Genomic DNA, 25,655 nt, shown 5'->3' on the forward strand with positions numbered 1-25,655 from the left:
GTGTTGATTTACCTGTATGTAATGTAAATTTCAGCACGACGGTTTTTAGCACGGCCTGCTTTGGTGGAGTTTGTATCCACAGGGTCTGCCATTCCTAAACCACTGACCTGAATCATCTCAGCAGCTAGGCCATTTTTTACCAAGTAAGATTTAACTGCCTCAGCGCGTCTTAAGGACAGTTTTAGGTTGTATTGTTTGCTGCCAACGCTATCTGTATAGCCTACTATTTTAATTGTTTTGATGGTGTCCAAAGAGTGATGGTGATCTTTAATCTTAGTTAACTCACGATCAATGGCTGCTTTACCTTGTGGCTTTAATACCGACTTGTCAAAATCAAAGAGGGCATCGGCTGACAAGGTAATATCAGGCTGTGCTTTGGCCATCGGTGCATGATATTGAGGCTTAGGTTCGGCCATGGGTTTTGGTGTTTCCATGGCTACTGGAGGGGTAATGGCGGAAGAACACTTGTTCTGTGATGCCATTTCACCGGCACCAAGACCCACGCAGTGATGAAAGTTGTCAGTTACTACGGAGCCATAGGTTGATTCTAGATGTGCTGGAAAGGCCAGATCATCGCTCGCATTGGCACTGATGGTGGTCATCAACACAGTAATTATGCTAATTAAAGTAGAAAAGGCGAGAATGTGTTTTACGTTTTTCATAATAAACTCCTGTTAAGTAACCTCTCTATTATAGATTAATTGTGGCGTATAGAGTGAATTTTGCGCACGCATGGAAGAGTCTTAGCGGTTCGATTTGTGATAAAATAAGAGGTTATCTCAATTATAAAAAAGTAGTGTAAGTCTTATGTCCTCATTTGCGAAAGAAACATTGCCGGTTAGTCTAGAAGACGAGATGCGTCGTTCCTATTTGGAATACGCCATGAGCGTGATCGTGGGGCGTGCATTGCCTGATGTGAGAGATGGTTTGAAACCTGTTCATCGACGGGTCTTGTTTGCCATGCATGAATTATCCAACGACTTTAATAAACCCTATAAAAAATCTGCGCGTATTGTGGGGGATGTCATCGGTAAGTATCACCCTCATGGTGATACCGCTGTCTATGATGCCATTGTGCGAATGGCACAGGACTTTTCACTGCGTTATCCATTGGTTGACGGTCAGGGTAACTTTGGTTCTGTGGATGGGGATAACCCTGCGGCCATGCGTTACACCGAAATTCGAATGGCTAAAATCACCCATGAACTGTTAGCGGATATTGATAAAAATACGGTAGATTTTGGGCCCAACTATGATGGCTCTGAAAAAGAACCTCTTATACTACCGGCGCGCTTTCCTAATCTCTTAGTAAATGGTTCCTCAGGTATTGCCGTGGGCATGGCCACTAACATTCCGCCGCACAATCTCAATGAAGTGATTGAGGCCTGTCTTGCCCTATTGAAAGATCCTGAAATTGCCATCGAGTCATTAATTGATATTATGCCAGCGCCGGATTTTCCTACAAGAGGCATTATCTATGGTACCGCATCAGTGCGGCAGGGGTATTTGACGGGTCGCGGCCGGGTCCTCATGCGCTCACGCACCCATATTGAGGAGATGGATAAAGGAGTAGGGCGCCAAGCTATTATTGTGGATGAGTTACCCTACCAGGTAAACAAAGCCAATCTCATTATTAAAATTGCCGAACTCGTTCGTGAAAAGCGCATTGAGGGTATCTCTGACCTGCGTGATGAGTCAGATAAGTCTGGCATGAGGGTTGTGATAGAACTCAAGCGTGGAGAAATGCCAGAGGTAATTTTAAATAACCTCTATAAACTTACGCAGCTGCAAGAATCCTTTGGTATGAACATGGTAGCCTTGGTGGATAATCAGCCAAAGCTTCTAAATTTAAAAGAATTTTTAGATGCTTTCTTAAGACACCGTCGCGAGGTCATTACGAGGCGTACGGTTTTTGAACTCGGTAAAGCCCGTGAGCGAGCTCATATTCTTGAAGGCCTTGCGGTAGCCCTATCTAATGTAGATGAAATCATTGCACTCATCAAGGCTTCTGCCAACCGGCAAATTGCCAAAGAAGCTTTGATGGAGAAGCTGTGGCCCTCGCAACTTGTCAAAGAGATGATCGAGCGGGCGCCAGAAAACGCTTCCCGCCCTCTTGGGCTGTCCAGTGAGGTGGGGCTTGTGAAGGATAAATACCGTTTATCTGACACCCAGGCGGTGGCTATTTTAGAGATGCAACTGCAACGTTTAACAGGCTTAGAGCAAGAAAAAATTATTGATGAGTATCGTGAGGTAATGGATAAAATCATTGACCTATTGGATATTTTGGCTAACTCACAGCGCATTACTCAAATCATTAGTGATGAGCTCATTAAAATTAAAGAGAGCTTTGGCGATACAAGACGCAGTGAAATTGTGGTGAATACTGAAGACATTGACATGGAAGACTTGATCACTCCAGAGGAAATGGTGGTCACCCTCTCTCATGATGGCTACATCAAAGCGCAGCCCATTAATGACTACAAGGCGCAAAAAAGAGGGGGGCGAGGCAAGCAGGCTGCGGCCACCAAGGAAGACGACTTTATTGATCGACTCTTTGTAGCCAATACCCATGACCATGTTCTGTGTTTCACGAGTTTAGGTCGAGTTCATTGGCTGCGAGTATTTAATGTGCCTGTAGGTAGTCGCACGAGTCGTGGCAAACCTGTTAATAACCTCCTACACATTGAAGCCGGTGAAAAAATCAATGCACTCCTGCCCGTCAAAGTATTTGATGAAGAGCACTTTGTATTAATGGCCACCGCCTTTGGCACCGTGAAAAAAACTCCGCTTACCGATTTCTCGCGTCCTCGTTCAGCGGGTATTATCGCTGTAGATTTAGATGAGAATGATTATTTGGTGGGCGCTGCCATCACTAATGGCGAGCATGATGTAATGCTCTTCTCTGACGATGGTAAAGCCATTCGTTTTAATGAAAATGATGTCCGTGCCATGGGCAGAACCGCTCGCGGTGTACGTGGCATGCGCTTGAGCCCCAATCAGAGAGTAATCTCTATGCTGGTGGCGAAGAATGAAGAACAAACCGTATTGACCGCTACGGCAAACGGCTTTGGTAAACGAACCCCTATCGCTGAATTTACGCGCCATGGACGCGGTGGACAGGGCATGATCAGTATCCACACCTCAGAGCGCAATGGCTCAGTGGTCAGTGCCGCCCTCGTTAATACCAGTGACGAGTTAATGTTGATCACAAGTGGTGGCGTATTAATCAGAACGCGGGTGGAGGAAATTCGTGAGATGAGTCGAGCCACTCAAGGGGTGACCTTGATTGCTTTGGATAAGGGTGAGACTCTGGTGTCCTTGAGCCCCATTGACGGCAGCCTGTTAGATACGGATGAGTTGGAGGGGGGGACGCTAGAGGGTCCTGAAGAGGCCGGTCAAGCGAACACAGACGAATCAACCACGCAGGAGTAAAGGTAATGCGTGCTTTTAATTTTTCTGCAGGCCCGGCAACGCTTCCCACAACAGTAATGGAGACAGTACAAGAGCAATTATTAGATTGGCAGGGTACGGGCATGGGGGTCATGGAGTTAAGTCACCGAAGCCCTGAGTTCGCTCACATTCTAAACGAAACGGAACTGGACTTAAGGGAGCTGTTAGCGCTGCCGGACCACTATCGCATTATTTTTTGCCAAGAGGGAGCAAGCGCCCACTGGGACATGATTCCCTTAAATCTACTGCAAGGCAACCCCTATGCTGATTACATAGAAACAGGTTATTGGTCCTACCGGGCCATTGAGGAGGGACGACGCTATTGCAACGTGAATATTGCCGCCTCCAATCGCTCTGATCATTTTAGTGCCTTGCCAGAGATGGGGGAGTGGCGATTAAACCCTAAGGCGGCCTATGTGCATTACTGCTCCAACGAAACCATTGATGGCGTAGAGTTTTTTTGGACGCCTGAGGTGGGTAACGTCCCTTTGGTGGTGGATATGTCCTCCCATTTCTTGTCTCGCCCCATGGATATCAGCAAGTTTGGGATGGTTTATGCAGGAGCTCAAAAAAACATTGGTCCAGCGGGGTTAAGTCTTGTGTTAATCCGCGACGATTTATTAAAACCGGCCGCCCCAGGCACCCCTTTTTTAATGGATTATCATAGTCAGTTTCACGCTCACTCTATGCTGAACACACCGCCAACTTTTACTATTTGGGTGGCGGGGCTCGTGTTTAAATGGATTAAAAAAAATGGTGGACTCCAGCAAATGGCACTAAGAAATGCTCAAAAAGCTCATTTGCTGTATGATTTTTTGGATCAGAGTGAACTCTACCGAAATTCGGTGAAAGCACAAGATCGCTCTTTAATGAATATTCCTTTTCATCTGCGTGAGCCCTCCCTCGACGAGGTGTTCCTAAAAGAAGCTGATCGAGCCGGACTCAAGCAACTCAGAGGTCACCGTGTAGTGGGTGGCATGCGGGCTTCTATTTATAACGCTATGCCCCTAGAGGGGGTACAAGCACTGGTTAACTTTATGACGGATTTTGAGCGGCGTTATGGTTAATTTGACACAACAAAGTTTAGCAGCATTACGGCAACACATTGATGCCATTGACACTCATATTCTCAATCTCATCAGTGAGCGGGCACAGTTGGCTGGCCAAATTGGTCAATTAAAGGAAGGGGTGCTCTATCGTCCTGAAAGAGAAGCACAGGTACTTCGACGACTAAAAGAGCTAAACCCTGGTCCTCTCTCCGACGATGCCATATTGTTTATATTTCGGGAATTAATGTCGGCCTGTCTCGCCCATGAGCGTCCAGTGAGGGTAGCCTATTTAGGACCCCAGGGTACTTATTCAGAGGCTGCTCTATTAAAACATTTTGGTCACGCTGCCTTGCGTGAAGAGAATTTATCTTTAGATGATGTGTTCCAGAGTGTGGTGACCCAAAGAACAGATTTTGCGATTGTACCCATTGAGAATTCTATAGAAGGCGCCGTGGGCCGAACCCTGGATTTACTGGTGGAAATGCCTGTTCATGTATGTGGAGAAGTGGCACTCAGAATTCACCATCAATTGATGGCGCCAAGGGGAGTACCTTTAACTGATATTCAAGAAGTATACTCCCATCCCCAATCTCAAGCTCAGTGCCGAGCATGGCTTGCCGCTCATTTGCCCAAGGTATCCCTCATTCCAGTGGCGAGCAACGCTGAGGCGGCTAAGATGGTGAGAGAGAAAACTCATGCTGCGGCCATTGCAGGGGATATTGCCGCAACGCTCTATGATTTAGATATACTCGCCCACAACATTGAGGACAGTGGCAATAACACCACACGTTTTTTTGTAATGGGTAACCATCAATCAACGCCCTCAGGGCATGACAAAACTTCCCTCCTGTTGGTGGCAAAAAACCGCCCTGGGGCCATTCATGAGTTGTTAACCCCCTTAGCTCAACATGGTGTCAGTATGACTCGCCTAGAGTCTCGACCTGCCCAAACAAAGCTGTGGGAATATGTATTTTTTATAGATCTCATGGGGCATTGTGAAGACCCTCTTGTTAAGCTTGCCTTAGAGGAAATAAAAGAGAAGGCATTAGTTTGCCGTGTGTTAGGTTCTTATCCGGTGGCCCCCATATGATTGATTTATGTGAACTTTCAGCTCAATACATTAAAACCATTGCTCCTTATCAGCCTGGTAAACCCATGAGCGAATTACAACGAGAATTGGGTTTATCAACCATTATTAAGCTCGCTTCCAATGAAAACCCCTTGGGCCCGAGTCCTTTAGCGCTAGCAGCTATTCAAACAGCGCTAAAGGATTTAGCACTCTATCCTGATGGCAATGGCTTTGAATTAAAGAGTGCTTTGGCCCAACTGAACGCAGTAGAGTTAAACAATATTGTGCTCGGTAACGGCTCTAATGATGTGTTAGAGCTGGTTGCCCGAGCGTTTTTGTCGCACGACACTGAGGCTATCTATTCACAATACGCCTTTGCTGTCTATCCTCTAGTGACCCAAGCGACAGGCGCTAAGGGTATCGTTGTACCAGCTAAGGAATATGGTCATGATTTAGCAGCCATGCTCTCTGCCATAACGGCTAAAACGCGGGTGATATTTGTGGCCAACCCCAATAATCCCACGGGGCATTTTATTCATGGTGAGCAGATCAAGGCATTTCTCAAGGCAGTGCCAAGCCAAATACTCGTGGTATTGGATGAAGCGTACACGGAGTATTTAGATAATGATTTAACCTATGATGCGATATCTTGGTTAAGAGAATTTGATAACTTGATCATTACTCGATCGTTTTCTAAGGCCTATGGGCTCGCAGGGTTGCGGGTGGGCTGTGGCTTTGCTCACTCTGATGTGATCGCCTTGATGAACCGTGTACGCCAACCCTTTAATGTGAACCAATTGGCTTTGGTGGCGGCGGAAGCAGCTTTACATGATCAAGAGTTTTTACATAAAACTAAAGAATTAAATACAGCAGGTTTACGGCAATTAGAGAGTGCCTGTACGGAATTAGGCTTAAGGTATTTACCCTCAAGGGGTAATTTTTTAGCCATTGAGGTGGGCCATGGGGCTCTTGAGATATATCAGCAATTACTCAACCGTGGTGTGATTGTGAGACCCGTTGCTAACTACCAATTGCCAACTTTCTTAAGAGTATCCGTAGGCTTGGCCTCTGAAAACCAATTTTTTATTGATCAACTAAGCACCATTATTAAGCCCTAGTTTATGGCCGATCCCTATCAAACTCATCCGCGCCGAATCGCCATTATTGGTGTTGGCTTAATTGGTGGATCCTTTGCTCTTGCAATGCGTGAAGCCTCCCGAGATATCACCATTGTGGGTTACGATAAAGACGAGGTGAATCTGGCGGCTGCAAAGCAGCTTGGGGTCATTGATAGTGCAGTGCACTCCCTTGCTGCGGCGGTAAAAGAAGCTGATGTGATTCAACTGGCTGTTCCCGTGGGGCAAATGGAAACGGTATTAAGTGAAATAGCCAAAGTGATTAGTGCCACCGCCATTATTACTGATGTGGGTAGCACCAAGGGGAATGTCATTGAGGTGGCTAAAAAAATCTTAGGTGCAGCTGTTAATCGTTTTGTGCCAGTGCACCCCATTGCTGGAGCCGAGAACAGTGGGGTGAGAGCGGCACGCAAAGATTTATTTAATCAAAAATCCGTGGTTATGGTGGAGACAGACTTTACGGATCCACTGCCCTTCGAGATTATTCGTCGTTGCTGGCAGGCCTGTGGAGCCCGTATCGAATTGATGACGGTCAATCGCCATGACAGTGTGTTTGGGGTGGTGAGCCACTTGCCACATATTCTGAGTTACACCTTGGTTTATGATATTGCTACGCGCATTGATGCGGAAACTTTTTTTCATTTTGCCGCAAGTGGCTTTCGAGATTTCACCCGAATCGCGGGGAGCAGTCCAGAGATGTGGAAGGATATTGCGCTCGCTAACAGAGAGACATTATTGTTGGAATTATTGCGCTATCAAGATTTACTGCGCTATTTTCAAGATTCACTTGAATCTCAAGATGGTGAAGCCATTGAAAATTTTTTTAAAATCGCCCGAGATGCACGGCGCGACTGGTCTGATTAACCGTATTATGAGAGTGTTATGAGTATTACTTATCATGTATTACCAGGTGGTGTATTAACGGGCGAGATAGAGGTTCCTGGGGATAAATCCATCTCCCATCGCAGCATCATGTTCGGAGCCATCGCCGAGGGCACCACCTATGTTAATGGTTTTTTAGAGGGCGAGGATGCTCTGTCCACCATGAATGCTTTTAGGGCCATGGGCGTTCCTATAGAGGGTCCTATAGATGGCAAAGTGGTCATTCATGGAGTAGGGAAATATGGTTTAAAACCTCCCAAAGAGGTGATTGATTGCGGTAACTCCGGTACCACCATGAGACTCCTCGCTGGGCTTTTAGCGGGGCAAGACTTCGCCGTCACCTTAACGGGTGATGAAACTCTATTAAAAAGACCCATGGCAAGGGTGGCTAATCCCTTAAGCCTGATGGGCGCCAATATTGACACCGAGAGTGAGGGCCGGCCTCCTTTGAGGATCCATGCCAGCTCATCGTTACAGGCTATTGACTACACACTGCCCATGGCGAGTGCCCAGGTGAAGTCCGCTATACTTTTAGCAGGTCTTTATGCCAGGGGAGTGACCACGGTGATTGAGCCTGAGATCACCCGTGATCATACAGAAAAAATGTTAGAAGCCTTTGGCTGTCCTCCTGTGGTTAATGGAAAAAGTATTTCTGTGGAGGGTAGCGCCCAATTAAAAGCTACCACCATCCATGTTCCCGGAGATATTTCCTCAGCCACCTTTTTTATGGTGGGGGCTAGTATCGCACCTGGCTCTAATCTCCTTCTTAGGCACGTGGGCATTAATCCAACTCGATCTGGCGTCATTGAAATATTGCGCTTAATGGGTGCTGATTTAACTTTTGAGAATGAATCCAGCGTGGGTGGGGAGAGAGTGGCGGATATTCGGGTGAAATACGCGCCATTAAAGGGGATTTATATTCCAGAGAGATTGGTGAGTTTAGCTATTGATGAGTTCCCCGCAATTTTTATTGCAGCAGCCAATGCCACCGGCACCACCCTATTGTCCGGCGCCAAGGAGTTAAGAGTGAAGGAGAGCGACCGTATTCAGGTGATGGCCGATGGATTACTGGCACTAGGCGTCAACGCTATGCCAACCATGGACGGCATGGTTATTGAGGGGGGGATGTATCATGGTGGCGTCATTCAGAGTCATGGAGACCACAGAATTGCTATGAGCTTCGCTATGGCAGCTTTGCGGGCGCAAGGAGAGATCACCATTGTAGATTGTCAAAATGTGGCGACTTCCTTTCCCGGCTTTGATGAATTAGCCAAAGCCGCAGGCCTTAATATTCGTCTCACATGATTGCGGTTATAGCGATCGACGGACCTTCAGCCTCCGGCAAGGGGACTGTGGCTAAAGCTGTAGCAGAACAGCTTGGCTTTTATTATCTTGATAGCGGCGCGCTCTACCGCATTACAGCCTATTGCGCTAAACAACGGGGTATTAGTGAGTTAGAGGAATCTCGCCTAAACGCCATGCTTCAATCCCTGTTTATTGAATTTAAACACCATGAGGTATATGTTGATAACCACTTGGTCTCCGAAGCTATTCGCAGTGAAGAGTGTGGACAATTGGCTTCAAAAGTAGCTTCCTTAAAATTGGTACGTGAAGCATTACTGTCTCTACAGCGGGGGTTTTGTCGACCGCCTGGACTCGTAGCCGATGGCCGCGATATGGGTTCTGTGGTGTTTCCAGAGGCCATACTCAAGGTTTATTTGACGGCGAGCCCGGAGGTTAGAGCCCAGAGACGATATAACCAGTTGATCAATAAGGGAATATCTGCTAACATAATGAACCTTTTGCAGGATATTATTGAGCGTGATCGGCGCGATCAGACGAGGACAGAGTCACCTCTCATTCAATTGGCAGATGCCCACTATCTTGATACCACTGCACTAAGTATTGAAGAATCGGTGAGTCAGGTATTGCACTGGTTCCATGACAGTATTCAGTGATTTTTTTGGAAGCAGTTGATGAGCTGGAACAACTCAGCGCGTGGTGAGTTGTTGTAATATATATCTATCAACTGTTTTATTTAACTGACCCCGTTACGCGGCGGGTGATATAAAATAGGTAATTGTTTTTCATGAATACAACCCATCTACAAACCTCTACAACTGAAAGTTTCGCAAGCTTGTTTGAGGAAAGTCTCTCCCATCAGGAAATGCGCATCGGTGAAGTGATCACCGCTGAAGTGGTCGGCATTGACGGCAATTTTGTTATTGTTAATGCAGGTTTGAAATCAGAAAGTTTAATTCCCATAGAAGAATTCAAAGATGATCGTGGTGCTTTGGAAGTTGTTGTAGGTGACTTCGTTAAAGTAGCCATTGACACACTAGAAGACGGCTATGGTTCCACTAAACTCTCCCGTGAAAAGGCCAAACGTCTAGCCGCTTGGCTTGATTTGGACGACGCCATGACCAAGGGCACCTTAGTGACCGGTATGGTCAGCGGCAAGGTGAAGGGTGGTCTCACCGTGATGGTTAATGGCATCAGAGCCTTTTTACCGGGCTCCTTAGTGGATGTGCGCCCAATTAAAGATACCTCTCCCTTTGAAGGCAAGGAGATGGAATTCAAAGTGATCAAACTCGATCGCAAACGCAATAACGTGGTAGTTTCCCGTCGCGCGGTAATGGAAGCTTCCCAAGGTGCTGATCGTGAGAATCTTCTTGAGAATCTAAAAGAGGGTTCTGTAGTGAAAGGTGTAGTTAAAAACATCACCGATTACGGTGCATTCGTTGATTTAGGTGGAATTGATGGTTTGCTACACATTACCGACTTAGCCTGGCGTCGTGTTAAACATCCCTCAGAAGTACTTAATGTAGGCGATGAGGTGGAAGCCAAAGTCTTAAAATATGATCAAGATAAAAACCGCGTATCCTTGGGCCTCAAACAATTAGGTGATGATCCATGGGTCGGCTTAGCACGTCGTTATCCTGAGAAAACCCGCTTATTTGGTAAAGTCACCAATCTCACTGACTACGGTGCCTTTGTTGAAATCGAACCAGGTATTGAAGGTTTAGTTCACGTATCTGAAATGGACTGGACCAACAAAAATGTTCATCCCTCAAAAGTGGTTCAATTAGGTGATGAAGTGGAAGTGATGATTCTTGAAATTGATGAAGAACGTCGTCGCATTTCACTTGGTATGAAACAATGCCGTACCAATCCTTGGGAAGAGTTTGCTGCCACCCACAACAAGAATGACCATGTTAAAGGTCAAATTAAGTCCATTACAGACTTTGGCGTGTTCATTGGCTTGCCCGGTGGTATTGATGGTTTAGTTCACTTATCTGATTTATCCTGGAGTCAAACAGGCGAAGAGGCTGTGCACAACTACAAGAAGGGTGATGAAGTAGAAGCTATTATTCTCGCTATCGACGTAGAGAGAGAAAGAATCTCTCTCGGCGTTAAACAGCTCTCAGGCGATCCTTTCTCTAATTTCACTGCCGTCAATGATAAGGGTGCGATTGTTAAAGGAACTGTAAAGTCAGTGGATGCTAAGGGTGTGGTGATTGATTTAGGTGATGATATCGAAGGATATTTGCGTGCCTCTGAAATTTCCCGTGAGCGAGTGGAAGATGCTAAAGCACATTTCAGTGAAGGGGATGCTGTTGAAGCCGTCATTCTTAATGTAGATCGCAAAAATAGAAACATTAATTTGTCGATCAAAGCTAAGGATGCTGTGGATGAGAGTGCCGCTATGCAACGTGTGACCGCTGATAATCCTGCTAATGCCGGAACCACCAGTTTGGGAGCTTTGTTGAAAGCCAAACTTGAAAACCAATCCTCAGAGGGTTAATCCTTAACATGACTAAATCTGAGTTAATAGATCTGTTGTCTTTGAAATACAGCCAATTGGTGACAAAGGATACTGAATTGGCCGTTAAGACGATCCTAGATGCCATGAGTCAATCTTTGGTTGCAGGGGAGCGGATTGAAATTCGTGGTTTTGGTAGTTTTGGATTGAACCATCGACCACCCAGACAGGGCAGAAATCCTAAAACAGGAGAAAAAGTGTTGGTGCCAGAAAAGCACGTGCCTCACTTTAAACCTGGCAAGGAGCTCCGTGACCGAGTGGACTTCTCTAAGAGTGATGGGAAAAGTCTCTAAAGCAAAATAAAAACGGGTGTTAAACACCCGTTTTTATTTTAAAATAGAGAAAAATAGGGAAAACATCATGTTCTATATTAAGTGGATTGTCCGCATTGTAGTCTTCATTTTACTATTGGGTTTTGCGGTTAAAAATGTGGAACCGGTAACGCTGAAATACTTCCTTAATTATCAGTGGCATGAACCCCTTATTGTCTTTCTGCTGATTTTCTTTATTGTGGGGGTAAGTGTGGGATTATTAGTTGCCACAGGAAGTTTATTCAAACAACGCCGCGAGTTGCAACATTTACGCCGTGAGTTTAATCAATTAGAAAAATCCATGGAATTAGCCAGTCAACCCAAACCCCTTCGTGATGTATCCACCGCAGCGCATATTGATGTGGTTTGAACTTTAATGGCATTAAATTAATTATGATGGATTTTCAAGCATATTGGCTATTGGTTATTCCTGTTTTTTTTGGTTTAGGATGGCTAGCCGCTAGAGTAGATATTAGACATTTACTGTCAGAGTCGAGGGCGCTACCAGCCTCTTATTTTAAGGGTTTAAATTTTCTGTTAAACGAGCAAACCGATAAGGCCATTGAGTCCTTTATCGAGGTGGCGCAAACGGATCAACAAAGTGTGGAATTGCAGTTTGCTCTAGGGGGCTTGTTTCGCCGTCGGGGCGAGGTAGATCGAGCCACTAAAATGCATCAAAGTCTGCTGGATCGCTCTGACTTGACGCCACAACAAACAACACAAGCATTGCATGAACTCGCTGAGGACTATTTAAAAGCAGGCTTCTATGATCGGGCGGAAGCTTTGTTTATTGAACTCAAAAAAACTGCCTTAAGCGATGTCGCTATTCGCTCCTTGTTAGATATATATGTCACAGAAAAAGAATGGTTAAAGGCCATTGATACCGCACAAGAACTGGGTGGGAACAACAGTGATATGGGCAGTAAAGAGATTGCCCACTTTTATTGTGAATTAGCTTTAATAGAATATAGCCGCTCTAATTTCGAGGCTGCTAAAAAGCAATTAGAAGAAGCTCTTCTTTGGAATAAAAAATGCGTGCGTGCCTATATTATTCAAGGTCAATGGGCTAAGCAAAATGGAGAGTTTGAGAAAGCAGTGGAATACTGGTTGTACATTGAACAGCAATCCCCTGATTACTTATTCCTTATTGCGGATTCCTTCATGGAAACCATGAAGCAGTTAAATCGATTAGATGAAGCTATTCTGTTACTGCGCGGTTGGGTGGAGCGTTTTCCGACTCTGGATTTACTGTCTACCTTATTTAAAAGCTTACTTGAGAGCCGTGGTGGAGAAGTGGCCTATCAGAGTATTAAGGAAGAGTTTACTCGTAATCCCTCCTTGGGTTCCCTAGACAAATACCTGGAAGCCCAGTTAGTGACAGTGGCCCCAGAGTTGAGATCAGATTTGCAGTTAATCAGAGACTTAGTGCATCAGCACAATGTTAAAACCTCTTACTATCAATGTCACACCTGTGGCTTTAAGGCAAAAACTTATTTCTGGCATTGTCCTGCCTGCGCTGGATGGGATACTTATCCTCCTAAGCGAAACAGTGACAGTGACAGTGACAATCAATCACACACCAAATTGAGCATGTAATGACCAGTAATTCTAATCACCAAAAATCGATCATAGTTGCTTTGGATTACGCCAAAGAGAGTGACGCGCTCAATTTTGTGGCCCAGTGCGACCCCACCCTATGCCGCTTAAAAGTGGGGAAGGAGCTCTTTACCCTCGCAGGTCCTGGGTTTGTTAAAAAAATAGTGAACTTAGGTTTTGATGTCTTTTTGGATTTAAAATTTCATGATATCCCCAATACCGTGGCAGCTGCCTGCCGGGCAGCGGCGGATTTAGGGGTGTGGATGATCAATGTACACGCCTCGGGTGGTGTTACCATGATGGAAAAAGCCCTCAATAGTCTCGAAAGCTATTCAACTTCACGACCAAAACTCATTGCTGTGACAGTGTTAACCAGTCTGTCGCAGGAGGATTTACTGCAACTTGGCATGAAAGAATCCTTGGAGCAGCAGGTATTACGCTTAGCGACCTTAACACAAAGGTCAGGGCTAGACGGGGTGGTGTGTTCAGCTCGGGAGGCTTCACTGTTAAGAGCTCAATTGGGTCGGGAGTTTTTATTGGTAACGCCAGGTATCCGCTTAGATGCCAGTGCCCAAGACGATCAAGTACGAGTTGTCACACCCAAGGACGCCATTCAATTGGGTTCTAACTATTTGGTAATTGGTCGGCCCATTACCCAGAGTAAAGATCCTATTCTGACATTACAATCCATTTACTCAACCTTAAACACACTTTAAAATTATGCGCATCTCAATCATTGGAACAGGTTATGTGGGCTTAGTCAGCGGAGCTTGCTTGGCTGACGTGGGCAACCATGTATTGTGTCTCGATTTAAACCCTGAAAAAATTACGACTCTTAAAAATGGTGGTATTCCAATTTATGAGCCTGGCTTAGAGGAGATGGTCAAACGCAATGTGGCAGCGGGCCGACTGAATTTCACTACTAATGTGAATGAGAGCGTGGATTATGGTGAAGTACAATTCATTGCCGTGGGAACTCCCCCCGATGAAGATGGATCTGCTGATTTAAAACATGTATTAGCCGCCGCGCATAATATTGGCCAGTATATGCATCATTCCAAAGTGATCGTAGATAAATCCACGGTACCGGTAGGTACGGCTGATAAAGTAAAGCGGGCCATAATAGAGGAGTTAACGAGGCGTGGGGTCAATATCCCCTTTAGTGTGGTGTCTAACCCTGAGTTTTTAAAGGAGGGAGCCGCCATTGAGGATTTTATGCGCCCTGATAGGATTGTGGTGGGCGCTGAGGATGCCCATGCCATTGAAGTCATGCGGAACCTGTACGCTCCTTTTCAGCGCAACCATGAACGTTTGATACTGATGGATGTAAAATCAGCAGAGCTCACCAAGTACGCGGCCAACGCCATGCTGGCCACACGAATTTCCTTTATGAATGAGTTGGCACTTCTTGCCGAGCGCTTGGGGGCAGATATTGAACGGGTGCGTCAAGGCATCGGATCTGATCCCAGAATTGGTTATCAATTTTTATATCCAGGCATTGGCTACGGCGGGTCATGTTTTCCGAAGGATGTGAAAGCCCTCATGAAAACCGCCAGTGAAAGTACCTTAGATTTAAAAATCCTCAACGCCGTTGAAGCAGTGAATGCTCGACAAAAAACAGTGTTATTGGAAAAAATCACCACTGTTTTTGGCACAGATCTCACCGGTAGACATTTTGCACTATGGGGTTTAGCCTTTAAACCAAACACCGATGACATGCGTGAAGCTCCTTCCAGGGTGGTGATTGATGGTCTCATTGAATTGGGGGCGAGCGTGGCGGCCTATGACCCTGTAGCTATTAGTGAGGCGACCCATCTTTACTCCCACGAACCTCGCGTCGCCTTTAGTCACTCGCCAGAGGAGGCCTTAAATAATGCGGATGCCTTACTGATTCTCACGGAGTGGAAAGAGTTCAGAAGTCCTGATTTTATTGAAATAAAACGCCTACTCAAGCAGCCTTATATTTTTGATGGTCGTAATATTTATGATCCGCAACAGGTGAGGGCAGCAGGGCTTCATTACTCAGGCATTGGACGCTTATAATGATTGATATAAATCATCTGAAAAACCGTTTTTCACGCCCAAGAATTTTAGTGGTGGGTGATGTGATGCTAGACCGCTATTGGTTTGGTGAAGTGAGTCGTATCTCCCCTGAGGCACCAGTTCCCGTGGTATTGGTGAGTAAGAGTGAAGAGCGCCCGGGTGGCGCTGCCAATGTGGCGAGGGGAGTTAAGGCCTTAGGGGCTCATTGCACTTTGTTATCGGTGACAGGAGACGATGAAGCTGGAACGCGTTTACAAGAACTCTTACGCCTTGAGGGAGTGAATACCAAACTTCATCGTGATGGGAACATTGACACCACAGTGAAACTGCGGGTGATTGGTCGTCAGCAACAATTGCTGCGTATTGATTTTGAGACGCCCCCCAGAGATGAAACACTGTTAGCTAAATTAACCGACTTTACGAATTTATTAGATCAGATGGATCTGGTGATTCTGTCGGATTATGGTAAGGGGGGGCTGAAACACATTGAGAGCATGATTGCCCTATGCAATCAGCGAGGCATGCCTGTTTTAGTGGATCCAAAGGGCGATGATTATGCGGGCTATCGCGGAGCGAGTCTGCTCACTCCTAATCGTTCTGAGTTTAAAGAAGTGTCAGGATCCTGGGCGAATGAGGCTGAACTCACTCAAAAAGCACAACAATTAAAAAATAAACTTGCCTTAACAGCGTTACTCGTAACACGCTCAGAGGAAGGCATGACGCTTTATCAAGATGAGCAAATTTTTCATGAGCCCACCCAGGCTAAAGAGGTCTATGATGTCTCTGGCGCAGGAGATACTGTAATTGCCACATTGGGAGTAGCCATGGCTGCGGGCTATGATATGCAAGATGCCGTAAAATTAGCTAATCTTGCAGCAGGTGTGGTGGTGGGTAAACTGGGTACGGCTGTGGTCAGTGCCGATGAGTTATGTCAGGTTGTTTCTCAAACATTGTAAGGACATTTTATTGTGATTATTGTGACAGGGGCTGCAGGATTAATCGGTTCAAATATTATCAAGACCTTAAATGAACATGGCATCACCCATATTTTGGCGGTGGATAATCTTGAGCGAGCTGATAAGTTTTTTAATTTAACGGATTGCGTCATTGCTGACTATTTAGATAAGCGTGAATTTATTCAGCTCATTGAGTCAGATTCACTGCAGCGCAATGTGCGAGCAGTACTTCATCAAGGCGCTTGTTCTGACACCATGGAGCACAACGGTCGCTATATGATGGATAATAATTTTAGATATACCACCAAGCTTTTTCAGTATTGTCAAGAACGTGAAATCCCCTTGATTTATGCCTCCTCCGCTGCTGTTTACGGTGGTAACACCACCTTTAAAGAAGACCCCTCCTGTGAAGCACCCTTAAATGTGTACGGTTATTCAAAACTCGCCTTTGATCAATATTTTAGAAGTCACGTCCAACAAACCGGCTTAACAGCGCCTTGTGTAGGGTTACGATATTTTAATGTTTATGGACCGCGTGAACAGCACAAGGGGCGCATGGCTTCTGTTGCTTATCATTTTTATAACCAGTATGTGGAACAGGGATTTATTAAGCTCTTTGAAGGTTGTGATGGATACGCGAATGGCGAACAACGTCGTGATTTTATCTCCATTGAAGATGTGGTAAAAGTGAACCTCTGGTTCCTTGAGCATCCTGAGGTATCAGGTATTTTTAATGTTGGTACTGGCGTCAGCCGTACGTTTAATGATATGGCAGTGGCTACCTTAAACGCTATTCGTGCTACTGAAGGGGAAGATGAAATCACCTTAACTGAAATGTGTGACAGAAACTTCATCCAATATATACCGTTTCCCGAGGCACTAAAGGGCAAATATCAAAGCTTTACTGAAGCGAATATTACAAGCCTGAGAGCCGCGGGCTATCACCAAGAGTTTTTAGATGTAAACGAGGGAGCAGCCCATTATGTAGCCACCCGTCGTGGCGCTTTAATTAAAGACTAAAACAATGATCAAAACCATTGAGCAATGTATTGGTGATACCCCCTTAGTGCCCTTAAAACATTTACAAGGTCACACCACTAATCAACTGTTAGCAAAACTTGAGGGCAATAACCCCGCAGGTTCTGTTAAGGATCGTCCGGCCTTGTCTATGATATTAGGCGCAGAATTGCGGGGCGAGATAAAGCCTGGAGACACTTTAATTGAGGCCACCAGTGGCAATACTGGAATCGCGCTTGCTCTGGCAGCCTCCATACGGGGTTATCGAATGATTTTGATCATGCCCGAGCATTTGAGTATCGAACGTCGACAGAGCATGAAGGCCTATGGCGCCGAAATTATTTTAGTGTCCAAGGAAAGTGGGATGGAAGGAGCGCGGGATTTGGCTAATACCATGGCTGAAAGAGGGGAGGGGCGTATTCTAGATCAATTCAACAACCCCGATAATCCTCTGGCTCACTATCACACCACAGGTCCTGAAATTTGGCAGGCCACAGCGGGCAGAGTCACGCACTTCGTGGCGACCATGGGCACCACTGGCACTATCATGGGAGTATCGCGCTATTTAAAAGAAAAAAATCCTCACATACAAATTATTGGCGTTCATCCCGCAGAGGGAGCTAATGTACCGGGTATCAGAAAATGGCCGCAAGCCTATTTACCTAAAATCTTTGATGAAACTAGAGTGGATCAGATTCTTGAAGTGAGTCAGCAAGATGCTGAGAGTACTATGCGTGATTTAGCCGAGAAGGAGGGTATTTTTGCTGGGGTTTCTTCCGGTGGCGGTTGCTGGGCCGCTCTCCAGATTTCCAAACAAGTGGAGGGAGCTACCATTGTCCATATTGTTTGTGACAGAGGAGATCGTTATCTCTCAACGGGTGTGTATCCTGCTTAGTGAGTACTTAATTATACTAAACTCGCCAATAGACCTAACCGTTACCTGATTTAAAGCGTTTACTGTCAGTTTAAATCGCGTTATTTAAGGCACTTTTATTCTAACGTGACGGTTATAACTCAGCCAATAATTTACATCAGCTGAAATCGCTTCAGTGCGTTTATCATTTTGTCTGCAGCGGACTTTGAAAAACTTTGGTGAGAGGGGGTTTGATAATCCCCACATCAATCACGGGGTTCAACTGTAGCGCAAGATTCCGTACCTAGAGCTATTAGTAAACAAATACTTCCCCAAGCTGGTTCTGTACTATGGGTACCTCCTCATCTGGCTTTTCCTTCAGAGTTTGAACTGTGGCTGGTATGAATATCTCATCAATTTGCGCCGCATGTTGTTCTAATGGGCTTAGCTGTTTGTTATAGAGTGGCCCCTATCATGTCGTCACCATACTGACCTGACCACTGATGAAGAAATAAAGACTTCTCCTTGACACAGTTCACGGGAGGCATACCATACGCTAACAGCGAGAAGCGAGAAAGCAAAAGTCATTTCAGAGGCCTCAGCTTTCTCAACGCGATTCCTTAAATGAGGCTTTTTTACAATTGGCATTAATCAAGGCCTCAATACTCCATCATCTTAAGAAGCCTGTTACTTTTGTTGTCACGTAATCCATTACCCCGTTCAGCAGGTACATTCAACAAGCTAAGCTTGTTTTTTTAATGGTTTTGTTGAACACTATTCATAGCCTAGCCCCTTTTCGCTCAGGCGCTGCATTCAATAAAGGTTCGATAATGGTATCAAACCGAGTCATCCCACCTTTTACCAGTGTTCGGTCAGGTCAAGTTTAAACGAGTACCTATTTTTTATAACTAATTGAGATGATGCATTTATTCTAATCTATTTCTCCACCCAAGAGTTTTTTAATCCAATGACCCAGAATTTCATTACATGCTGATTTCTCATATCATTAACAATTTTAGAAATATGAATTCATCTAATTGGCTTTACCTGACGGTTTTAGTACTCACCCTCTTACATAGCCTATTGGCTTCTTATTTTCTTCTCTTAGAGAAGTTCTTTCCTCGACAAAAAAGACTACTCCACGCTCTCACAGAAATTGAAATAATTTTCCCTCTATGGGCCGTCATATTGTGTTGTATTATTTTTTTTAAAGAAGGTACTTCGAGCTTAATTGACTATATTGAATCACTACATTTTACTGAGGCACTTTTCATCATTGCTATTATGACAGTGGCTGGCACACAGCCCATTTTAATTGTTATTGAGAATTTCCTCATTGGCGCTGTAAAAAAACTTCCTTTTAAGCCTGCTATCACGATTTTTTGTATAACCTTAACGGTACTGCCACTACTGGGCTCCTTTATCACCGAGCCCGCTGCCATGACGGTGGCTGTACTATTATTAAAACAAACGATTTTTTCAAAAATTCACTCAGAAAAACTCAAATACGCCATCTTAGCAATATTATTGGTTAATATTTCAATAGGTGGGGCCCTCACTCCCTTTGCCGCACCACCTATTTTAATGGTGGCTGAAGCTTGGCAATGGAATTTGTCTTTTATGTTCTCTCATTTTGCTCTCAATATTCTATTTATTGTTTGTCTTAATACCTTAGTGGGGTTAGGATTATTTTTTAAGGAAATCGATCAGATTAAGTATTCATTTTCCTTAACAGCTCGTGCGGTGAACCCATTCATTGTACTGACTCATATTCTCTTTATAGTAGTAATTATGGTGTTTAGTCATTCACCGTTAATCTTTTTAGGATTATTAGTTCTCTTTATTGCTTTCACACAATTTTTTTCCATTCATCAAACACCATTACTTCTTAAAGAATCCGCCTTAGTAGGATTGTTTTTAGCGAGTTTAATCGTGATTGAATCTAAACAGAGCGGATGGCTTAGCCCAATCATCTCGTCAATGAAATACTATCAAGTGTATGTGGGCTCAGCTCTCATTACCGCGGTTACAGATAATGCCGCGCTCACCTACCTTGGGACACTGCTCCCTAATCCCCCAGAAAACTTTAAACTAGCTTTGGTTAAGGGAGCAATCGCCGGTGGTGGCCTAACTCTCATTGCTAATGCTCCTAACCCTATTGCAGGTAAATTCTTAAAGCCTTATTTTGTCCATCACAGAATTCTTGCAAAGGAACTATTCAAGTCTGCTCTTGTACCAACCCTAATCACTTTATTGGGATTGATGATTTAAAACGTTACAGCACGGTGGTAATGTCATTATTCCAACTTTTGCTTTAAAAAGAACTCAAGCAGTTCATTACTATTAAATCAGACTGCCGTCCACTGTGTAATTATATTAAGATTCACCTATGGCCATCACAAATACGGAAATTTTTAGTTGATATCCCAATGATTTTAATGGGGATATCCCAGTTAGAGCTAGTATTCATATGATTAATGATTTCTCAGCTTATGCCGATCGAGGTAAGATGATTAATTGGCATAACTCTATACAGAATATAAAACTTACTGTTTTAGTTGACGGTGATTAGGCATTTATGCAAAGTTTTACCAAGCTCATGAGTGGCCATGTTGAGATATCGGTAAAACACCAAGTGGTTCAATTATCAGTGATGGAGTGAATGAGTTATTGAGCGAGCTTAGGATTTTTTATTGAACGTTGACAATTAATCCGTTGTTACATGGCGGTGATTATCCAACCACTTTTTTGGGCTCATACCCGTTTTTAGTAGAAAGGCTCTTGAGAAGGAAGAGGTGGAAGAATACCCCAGTTCATCATAGAGTGATTTAATTGACTTACCTTGTACAAGACGCTTCATGGCAAGATGGATGCGCAGTTCGGTTAAATAGTTAATCGGGGCCATCCCCACTTTTTGTTTAAAAAATTCAGCAAATCGGGTACGAGACATACCCGCTTCACTGGCTAGCGTCTCAAGACACCACTCGCGTCCGGGATATTGATGAATAGCCATGATGGCTTTGTAGATTTTAGGGTCTGCTAAACCCATCACGGCAGTTGAACTAATCAGCTTTTCTTGGATAGCAAAGCGGTATATTCTGACCATCAAGTAGTCCATTAAATGAGCGATAGCCTGGTCTTTACCACTTTCCTCATGCAATCTCTCTTGGTACAGCAAATCAAAGATTGTCTCAAAGTCACACAATTGTGAAATAGGAGTGATCAAGACCTCAGGAAGCCCCATAATTAAGGGATTATGAATAGGACTACCCGATGAAAAGGTCGCACAAATCAACTTTACCTTCTCATTATTAAATGGTTTTAACGAATGGGAAGTGGGTTTAGGGAAAAAAATAACAGAGGGCTCAGTGATGAGTAGCGGTTCTCTATCTTTAATCACAATTTCTAACTGGGCTTTTTTAAAGATATGAATATGACCCATGCCTTGCACCATGTCAAAATTGGCCTCGCTGCACAGGGTACCGTGAGCAAATACCCTGGTTTTAATATCAAAGTGCTTCAGCAGGATAGAAAGTTGATCCATTGGGATGAATTGTATATTTATTGGGATTATTAGTATTCCACCGTACTCTATAGTAACAAAATGAAAAAACAAAGACAAACTATTATCACTCCTTTGTTCGTCCGTGTGACGCATTGGCTAAATGCAATAGCCGTGGTCATTATGGTCATGACTGGACTTAAAATTTATAATGCTTCACCCATATTTGAGTTCACCATTCCCGCGGCGTTAACTCTAGGTAATTGGCTGGGTGGGGCGCTGTTATGGCACTTTGCTTTCATGTGGCTGTTGGTTATCAATGGCTTGGGATATCTGGGTTTTAATTTCCTGACGGGCAGAATGAGGGACAAATTCTTCCCCTTAAGTTTCCAGAAGTTAGTGCAAGATTTGCTGGCAACCTTAAAAGGCCATTTATCTCATGAAGACTTGAGTCAGTACAACACTATTCAACGCTTAGCTTATTTATTTATTATATTAGATATCTTAGTGTTAGTCCTATCTGGCTTAACCATTTGGAAATCAGTACAGTTTCCCCTTTTAAGAGAACTCATGGGTGGTTTTGATAACGCCCGAATTGTTCACTTTTGTGCAATGGCCTTTGCCACGTTTTTTATTGTGGTGCATTTAGTGATGGTGGCTTTGGTGCCGAAGACTTTAATAATTATGATTCGGGGGAGATAGCATGGTTGATAAGAAAAAGATAATGCTCCCCAATCATCAGGACATCATTAAGGATGTATACAAAGGATTGGATCTTCCCACTAGACGGTTGTTTGGAAAAAACCTGTTAAGTCTTGGCGCTATTACCCTGCTAACTGGCTGTACACTAACTAACGAAGACAACATTGAACAAGCACTTGAAGTCATGTCTCGCTTTAACGACCGAGTACAAGGCTGGTTATTTGACCCCAATAAGCTGGCACCCACCTACAGCGAAGAAATGATTACTAAACCTTTCCCTTTTAATGCTTATTATGATGAGGATGAAATTCGACCTGATCCCGATAATTTTAAGCTCAAGGTATCAGGCTTGATAAAGGATAAAAAAGACTGGTCATTGGTAGAACTTAACGCCATGCCTCAAACCACCCAAATCACACGCCATATCTGTGTGGAAGGTTGGAGTGCTATCGGTAAATGGGGTGGGGTGCGATTCAGTGACTTTTTGCAACGTATTGGTGCTGACACTCAGGCAAGCTTTGTTGGTTTTCGTTGTCATGACGATTACTACACTAGCATTGATATGCCTACAGCTATGCATCCCCAAACCTTGCTCACACTGACCTTTGCCGATCAGGTCCTACCAGCTAAATATGGCTACCCCCTAAAACTTAGAATACCCACCAAGCTTGGCTATAAGAATCCTAAATATATTAAAGAAATATTTGTTACTAACGTTAACCCCGGCGGTTATTGGGAAGACCAAGGTTACAACTGGTTTGGAGGAAGTTAATACCTATTTCCTCAATAAGAGCACTGAAGTGCATTTAACTATCCATAAGGAGTTTTACATGAAGAAATTATCTGCTGTATTAGTAACATTGTTAGCGTTTGCTGTAGCTATGCCAGTTTTTTCTGAGGATATGTCTAAGGACAACATGAAAAAAGATTCTATGTCCAAAGATGGGATGAAAAAAGACCATATGAAAAAAGAACATATGAAAAAAGGCCATATGAAAAAAGACCATATGAAAAAAGACCATATGAAAAAAGATGAGATGAATAAAGACTCGATGGCGAAGTAATCTTTGTCTAGTGAAAATAAATCCCACGTTCAGTGGGATTTATTGACACAAATTTATTATAGATCTGCGATTAACTGATCTACAATTCAAGTGATGACGGGTTGATTTGTGTCCCTCTGCTACAAGATCGACAGCAGTGTTTAAACAAATGTTTCTTTACGCGCTCAACACCAGCCACTCGTTTTCCGCTTGTGATAATTCTTGTTGAAGCTTACTCAGTTGTTCCTGTTGCAGAGCTAGCTGTTCATGCTCAGAGCATTGTGCCATCTCATGGAGTAATTGATCTCTTTGTTGCTCCAGTGATGCGATTTGTTGATTTAATTTCTCAATGACAGCTTGACTTAGGGTGTTGGTTTGCTTAGTGTCCGTTACAGCGATGGAGGTTCGAGTGGACGCTTGTGCCCGAACACGTCGAGAAAGATCCATGAGATAGCGTTGATAATCCTCTAAGTCGCCATCAAAAGGTGCAAGAGAGCCGTCATGAACTAACCAAAATTCGTCGCAGACTTCACGCAACAGGGCTCGATCATGACTCACCAGCATCACGGTTCCCTCAAATTTATTGAGGGCCATGGATAAGGCTTCACGGGTCACTAAATCCAAGTGGTTAGTGGGCTCATCAAGAAGTAATAAGTTGGGGCGTTGCCAAACAATCATACTTAACACGAGACGTGCTTTCTCCCCGCCGCTCATGGTACCAACAGGTTGCATCAATCGATCCCCACCAAAATGAAACTGGCCTAAATAGTTTTTTAAATCCTGTTCTCGGGTGTTTTGTCCATCCAGTGTTCCATTAGCCTTAATTTCCTTTAGCATCCGGTTAAAATGCTCAAGGGGATTGGCCTTTGCGTCCAGTAAATCCATTTCCTGTTGGGCAAAATAACCAATTCGCAAACCTCTTCCTTGTTGTAATTCTCCTGAGAGAGGAGGGATAGCCCCTGCAATGGTCTTCACTAAGGTGGATTTACCCTGGCCGTTAGCCCCCAGTATGCCGATTCTCTGGCCCGCAAGTACAGAAAAATCAACCTTATTAAGAATAATTTGCCTGCTGTTTGGATAGCCTAAGGATCCATTAGATAGGGTTAGCATAGGGTTAGGTAAATGTTTGGGTTCCTCAAACTCAAAGATAAATTCTGCGTCAGAGAGAAGGGGAGCTAACATTTCCATACGGGCTAATGCCTTGACCCGACTTTGCGCTTGTTTGGCCTTGCTAGCTTTAGCCTTAAAACGGGCAATAAACTTTTGCAAGTGAGCCACTTTATCCTGTTGTTTTTCATAAGCATTCTGCTCCAACAGCATTCGCTCAGCCCGTTGTTTTTCAAAGAAACCATAGCTGCCACCGTAGCGAGTGAGTTTGCAATGTTCAAGATGAACGGTGACCTTGGTGACAGCCTCCAGGAAGTCGCGATCGTGGCTGATAACCAGCATGGTGCCGGCGTAACGAGTTAGCCAGGATTCTAACCAAACTAGCGCATCGAGATCCAAATGGTTGGTGGGTTCATCCAGTAACAATAAATCAGAGGGACACATCAGCGCTCGCGCAAGTTGTAAGCGCATACGCCAACCTCCTGAGAAACTGTTAACAGGATTATCTAACTCAGCCAATTGAAAACCTAATCCTAAAATCAATGTTTGGGCGCGTGCCTTTGCATCACTCTCTCCTAACTCATACAAAGCAGCATAGGCGTTCCCCATACGCTCACCATCACCACTTATCTCCGCTTGAAGAACCTCCTCTCTTGCGGCCATGAGTGTGGTATCACCCTCAATCACAAATTGTGTGGCCCCCACGTCAGTCTCAGGCATATTCTGAGCCACCTCAGCGCGACGCCAATGTTGCGGAATCTGATACGTTCCCCCATCCTCATGCAAACTTCCATTCAACAAGGCAAAGAGGGTGGATTTACCCGTTCCATTGCGACCCACAAGTCCTACCTTTTCGCCAGGATTAAGGGTCACACTAGCTCGGTCTAAAAGAGTTTTATGACCGCGGTGAAGCGTTACATCGTTGAGGATAATCATGGATTGTTTGGAATTTAAGGGAGATTAGACTTTTTTATCAATTAATAACTTAATTATACTTTATTTAATACAAATATATGGCTTTCTGTAATGTTTTGTAAGAAAGCTATTGCTTTTCAAGAATTAAAGTATCACTATGAAAAAGTAGTTGTAATTTCCTGATTTATATTGTAGCTCTTA

General features: G+C 44.3%; 25 protein-coding genes. 21 read left to right on the forward strand and 4 right to left on the reverse strand.

Translation table 11 applies throughout. From position 1 onward, the window contains the following. Positions 1 to 8: 8 nt before the first annotated feature. Positions 9 to 662 (reverse strand): OmpA family protein, encoded by a 654-nt coding sequence (locus tag FERRO_RS07925; protein ID WP_056930326.1) that lies wholly within the window; start codon positions 660 to 662, stop codon positions 9 to 11. A 145-nt stretch (positions 663 to 807) separates the two neighbouring features. Here FERRO_RS07925 and gyrA point away from each other — a divergent pair, with 145 nt between their 5' ends. The 16 genes from gyrA (at position 808) to cysM (ending at position 18,227) form a co-directional block, all read left to right on the forward strand. Next, positions 808 to 3,432: a DNA gyrase subunit A gene (gene gyrA / locus FERRO_RS07930; RefSeq protein ID WP_056930327.1), complete on the forward strand. Its 2,625-nt coding sequence runs from the start codon at positions 808 to 810 to the stop codon at positions 3,430 to 3,432. 5 nt (positions 3,433 to 3,437) lie between these two features. Beyond that, positions 3,438 to 4,517 carry a 3-phosphoserine/phosphohydroxythreonine transaminase gene (gene serC / locus FERRO_RS07935; RefSeq protein WP_056930328.1) on the forward strand — a complete coding sequence of 360 codons (1,080 nt, stop codon included), beginning with the start codon at positions 3,438 to 3,440 and terminating at the stop codon, positions 4,515 to 4,517. After that, on the forward strand, positions 4,510 to 5,589 hold the full coding sequence (pheA, locus tag FERRO_RS07940) for a prephenate dehydratase (protein ID WP_056930329.1): 1,080 nt from the start codon (positions 4,510 to 4,512) through the stop codon (positions 5,587 to 5,589). Before serC ends, pheA begins: the two co-directional genes overlap by 8 nt. Further along, positions 5,586 to 6,686, forward strand: coding sequence for a histidinol-phosphate transaminase (hisC, locus tag FERRO_RS07945; protein WP_056930330.1), 1,101 nt, complete (start codon positions 5,586 to 5,588; stop codon positions 6,684 to 6,686). The genes pheA and hisC overlap by 4 nt, the downstream gene beginning before the upstream one ends. 3 nt (positions 6,687 to 6,689) lie before the next feature. Continuing rightward, on the forward strand, positions 6,690 to 7,568 hold the full coding sequence (locus tag FERRO_RS07950) for a prephenate dehydrogenase (RefSeq protein WP_056930331.1): 879 nt from the start codon (positions 6,690 to 6,692) through the stop codon (positions 7,566 to 7,568). 18 nt (positions 7,569 to 7,586) lie between these two features. Next, positions 7,587 to 8,891, forward strand: a complete 1,305-nt coding sequence (gene aroA, locus FERRO_RS07955; protein ID WP_056930332.1) for a 3-phosphoshikimate 1-carboxyvinyltransferase — start codon at positions 7,587 to 7,589, stop codon at positions 8,889 to 8,891. After that, positions 8,888 to 9,544, forward strand: coding sequence for a (d)CMP kinase (gene cmk / locus FERRO_RS07960; protein ID WP_056930333.1), 657 nt, complete (start codon positions 8,888 to 8,890; stop codon positions 9,542 to 9,544). The genes aroA and cmk overlap by 4 nt, the downstream gene beginning before the upstream one ends. Positions 9,545 to 9,675: 131 nt before the next feature. Further along, positions 9,676 to 11,391 carry a 30S ribosomal protein S1 gene (rpsA, locus tag FERRO_RS07965; protein ID WP_056930334.1) on the forward strand — a complete coding sequence of 572 codons (1,716 nt, stop codon included), beginning with the start codon at positions 9,676 to 9,678 and terminating at the stop codon, positions 11,389 to 11,391. An 8-nt stretch (positions 11,392 to 11,399) separates the two neighbouring features. Then, positions 11,400 to 11,702, forward strand: a complete 303-nt coding sequence (locus FERRO_RS07970; RefSeq protein ID WP_056930335.1) for an integration host factor subunit beta — start codon at positions 11,400 to 11,402, stop codon at positions 11,700 to 11,702. Between the two features lie 67 nt (positions 11,703 to 11,769). Continuing rightward, the gene (locus FERRO_RS07975; RefSeq protein WP_082601246.1) at positions 11,770 to 12,090 is read left to right on the forward strand and encodes a LapA family protein; all 321 of its coding nucleotides are present in this window, start codon (positions 11,770 to 11,772) and stop codon (positions 12,088 to 12,090) included. 23 nt (positions 12,091 to 12,113) lie between these two features. Further along, on the forward strand, positions 12,114 to 13,316 hold the full coding sequence (gene lapB, locus FERRO_RS07980; protein WP_204374806.1) for a lipopolysaccharide assembly protein LapB: 1,203 nt from the start codon (positions 12,114 to 12,116) through the stop codon (positions 13,314 to 13,316). Continuing rightward, entirely contained in the window at positions 13,316 to 14,032 is a 717-nt protein-coding gene (gene pyrF, locus FERRO_RS07985) for an orotidine-5'-phosphate decarboxylase (protein ID WP_056930336.1), read from the forward strand. Before lapB ends, pyrF begins: the two co-directional genes overlap by 1 nt. A 4-nt stretch (positions 14,033 to 14,036) precedes the next feature. Beyond that, entirely contained in the window at positions 14,037 to 15,359 is a 1,323-nt protein-coding gene (locus FERRO_RS07990; RefSeq protein WP_056930337.1) for a UDP-glucose dehydrogenase family protein, read from the forward strand. Next, positions 15,359 to 16,315 carry a D-glycero-beta-D-manno-heptose-7-phosphate kinase gene (gene rfaE1, locus FERRO_RS07995; RefSeq protein ID WP_056930338.1) on the forward strand — a complete coding sequence of 319 codons (957 nt, stop codon included), beginning with the start codon at positions 15,359 to 15,361 and terminating at the stop codon, positions 16,313 to 16,315. The genes FERRO_RS07990 and rfaE1 overlap by 1 nt, the downstream gene beginning before the upstream one ends. A 9-nt stretch (positions 16,316 to 16,324) precedes the next feature. Beyond that, positions 16,325 to 17,335, forward strand: a complete 1,011-nt coding sequence (gene rfaD, locus FERRO_RS08000) for an ADP-glyceromanno-heptose 6-epimerase (RefSeq protein ID WP_056930339.1) — start codon at positions 16,325 to 16,327, stop codon at positions 17,333 to 17,335. Between the two features lie 4 nt (positions 17,336 to 17,339). Then, positions 17,340 to 18,227, forward strand: a complete 888-nt coding sequence (cysM, locus tag FERRO_RS08005; protein ID WP_056930340.1) for a cysteine synthase CysM — start codon at positions 17,340 to 17,342, stop codon at positions 18,225 to 18,227. Positions 18,228 to 18,665: 438 nt separating this feature from the next. Here cysM and FERRO_RS10215 read toward each other — a convergent pair whose 3' ends face one another. Next, complete coding sequence (locus FERRO_RS10215; RefSeq protein ID WP_160318122.1) at positions 18,666 to 18,833, reverse strand: hypothetical protein; 168 nt, start codon at positions 18,831 to 18,833, stop codon at positions 18,666 to 18,668. A gap of 375 nt (positions 18,834 to 19,208) precedes the next feature. Here FERRO_RS10215 and FERRO_RS08010 point away from each other — a divergent pair, with 375 nt between their 5' ends. After that, positions 19,209 to 20,456 (forward strand): putative Na+/H+ antiporter, encoded by a 1,248-nt coding sequence (locus FERRO_RS08010; protein WP_160318123.1) that lies wholly within the window; start codon positions 19,209 to 19,211, stop codon positions 20,454 to 20,456. Between the two features lie 175 nt (positions 20,457 to 20,631). Further along, positions 20,632 to 20,757 carry an MBL fold metallo-hydrolase RNA specificity domain-containing protein gene (locus FERRO_RS10725; protein ID WP_446718623.1) on the forward strand — a complete coding sequence of 42 codons (126 nt, stop codon included), beginning with the start codon at positions 20,632 to 20,634 and terminating at the stop codon, positions 20,755 to 20,757. Between the two features lie 135 nt (positions 20,758 to 20,892). Here FERRO_RS10725 and FERRO_RS08015 read toward each other — a convergent pair whose 3' ends face one another. Then, entirely contained in the window at positions 20,893 to 21,729 is an 837-nt protein-coding gene (locus FERRO_RS08015) for an AraC family transcriptional regulator (RefSeq protein WP_056930342.1), read from the reverse strand. 60 nt (positions 21,730 to 21,789) lie between these two features. Here FERRO_RS08015 and FERRO_RS08020 point away from each other — a divergent pair, with 60 nt between their 5' ends. From FERRO_RS08020 to FERRO_RS08030, 3 genes are read left to right on the forward strand one after another with little or no spacing between them, the layout of a single operon-like run. Then, positions 21,790 to 22,389, forward strand: coding sequence for a cytochrome b/b6 domain-containing protein (locus FERRO_RS08020; protein WP_056930343.1), 600 nt, complete (start codon positions 21,790 to 21,792; stop codon positions 22,387 to 22,389). A 1-nt stretch (position 22,390) separates the two neighbouring features. Further along, positions 22,391 to 23,161 (forward strand): molybdopterin-dependent oxidoreductase, encoded by a 771-nt coding sequence (locus FERRO_RS08025; protein WP_056930344.1) that lies wholly within the window; start codon positions 22,391 to 22,393, stop codon positions 23,159 to 23,161. A 58-nt stretch (positions 23,162 to 23,219) separates the two neighbouring features. Beyond that, the gene (locus FERRO_RS08030) at positions 23,220 to 23,453 is read left to right on the forward strand and encodes a pentapeptide MXKDX repeat protein (RefSeq protein WP_056930345.1); all 234 of its coding nucleotides are present in this window, start codon (positions 23,220 to 23,222) and stop codon (positions 23,451 to 23,453) included. Between the two features lie 156 nt (positions 23,454 to 23,609). On the opposite strand, the gene FERRO_RS08035 is transcribed toward FERRO_RS08030, so the two are convergent. Further along, on the reverse strand, positions 23,610 to 25,475 hold the full coding sequence (locus FERRO_RS08035; RefSeq protein ID WP_056930346.1) for an ABC-F family ATP-binding cassette domain-containing protein: 1,866 nt from the start codon (positions 25,473 to 25,475) through the stop codon (positions 23,610 to 23,612). Between the last annotated feature and the right edge of the window lie 180 nt (positions 25,476 to 25,655).

The sequence above is a fragment of the Ferrovum sp. JA12 genome (assembly GCF_001431705.1).
GTDB lineage: Bacteria > Pseudomonadota > Gammaproteobacteria > Burkholderiales > Ferrovaceae > PN-J185.

Bases quoted from the DNA above. Each gene is read 5' to 3' on its own strand.
- FERRO_RS07925 (WP_056930326.1), bottom strand. From the start codon at position 662: ATGAAAAACGTAAAACACATTCTCGCCTTTTCTACTTTAATTAGCATA.
- gyrA (WP_056930327.1), top strand. From the start codon at position 808: ATGTCCTCATTTGCGAAAGAAACATTGCCGGTTAGTCTAGAAGACGAG.
- serC (WP_056930328.1), top strand. From the start codon at position 3,438: ATGCGTGCTTTTAATTTTTCTGCAGGCCCGGCAACGCTTCCCACAACA.
- pheA (WP_056930329.1), top strand. From the start codon at position 4,510: ATGGTTAATTTGACACAACAAAGTTTAGCAGCATTACGGCAACACATT.
- hisC (WP_056930330.1), top strand. From the start codon at position 5,586: ATGATTGATTTATGTGAACTTTCAGCTCAATACATTAAAACCATTGCT.
- FERRO_RS07950 (WP_056930331.1), top strand. From the start codon at position 6,690: ATGGCCGATCCCTATCAAACTCATCCGCGCCGAATCGCCATTATTGGT.
- aroA (WP_056930332.1), top strand. From the start codon at position 7,587: ATGAGTATTACTTATCATGTATTACCAGGTGGTGTATTAACGGGCGAG.
- cmk (WP_056930333.1), top strand. From the start codon at position 8,888: ATGATTGCGGTTATAGCGATCGACGGACCTTCAGCCTCCGGCAAGGGG.
- rpsA (WP_056930334.1), top strand. From the start codon at position 9,676: ATGAATACAACCCATCTACAAACCTCTACAACTGAAAGTTTCGCAAGC.
- FERRO_RS07970 (WP_056930335.1), top strand. From the start codon at position 11,400: ATGACTAAATCTGAGTTAATAGATCTGTTGTCTTTGAAATACAGCCAA.
- FERRO_RS07975 (WP_082601246.1), top strand. From the start codon at position 11,770: ATGTTCTATATTAAGTGGATTGTCCGCATTGTAGTCTTCATTTTACTA.
- lapB (WP_204374806.1), top strand. From the start codon at position 12,114: ATGATGGATTTTCAAGCATATTGGCTATTGGTTATTCCTGTTTTTTTT.
- pyrF (WP_056930336.1), top strand. From the start codon at position 13,316: ATGACCAGTAATTCTAATCACCAAAAATCGATCATAGTTGCTTTGGAT.
- FERRO_RS07990 (WP_056930337.1), top strand. From the start codon at position 14,037: ATGCGCATCTCAATCATTGGAACAGGTTATGTGGGCTTAGTCAGCGGA.
- rfaE1 (WP_056930338.1), top strand. From the start codon at position 15,359: ATGATTGATATAAATCATCTGAAAAACCGTTTTTCACGCCCAAGAATT.
- cysM (WP_056930340.1), top strand. From the start codon at position 17,340: ATGATCAAAACCATTGAGCAATGTATTGGTGATACCCCCTTAGTGCCC.
- FERRO_RS10215 (WP_160318122.1), bottom strand. From the start codon at position 18,833: ATGCCAATTGTAAAAAAGCCTCATTTAAGGAATCGCGTTGAGAAAGCT.
- FERRO_RS08010 (WP_160318123.1), top strand. From the start codon at position 19,209: ATGAATTCATCTAATTGGCTTTACCTGACGGTTTTAGTACTCACCCTC.
- FERRO_RS08015 (WP_056930342.1), bottom strand. From the start codon at position 21,729: ATGGATCAACTTTCTATCCTGCTGAAGCACTTTGATATTAAAACCAGG.
- FERRO_RS08020 (WP_056930343.1), top strand. From the start codon at position 21,790: ATGAAAAAACAAAGACAAACTATTATCACTCCTTTGTTCGTCCGTGTG.
- FERRO_RS08025 (WP_056930344.1), top strand. From the start codon at position 22,391: ATGGTTGATAAGAAAAAGATAATGCTCCCCAATCATCAGGACATCATT.
- FERRO_RS08030 (WP_056930345.1), top strand. From the start codon at position 23,220: ATGAAGAAATTATCTGCTGTATTAGTAACATTGTTAGCGTTTGCTGTA.
- FERRO_RS08035 (WP_056930346.1), bottom strand. From the start codon at position 25,475: ATGATTATCCTCAACGATGTAACGCTTCACCGCGGTCATAAAACTCTT.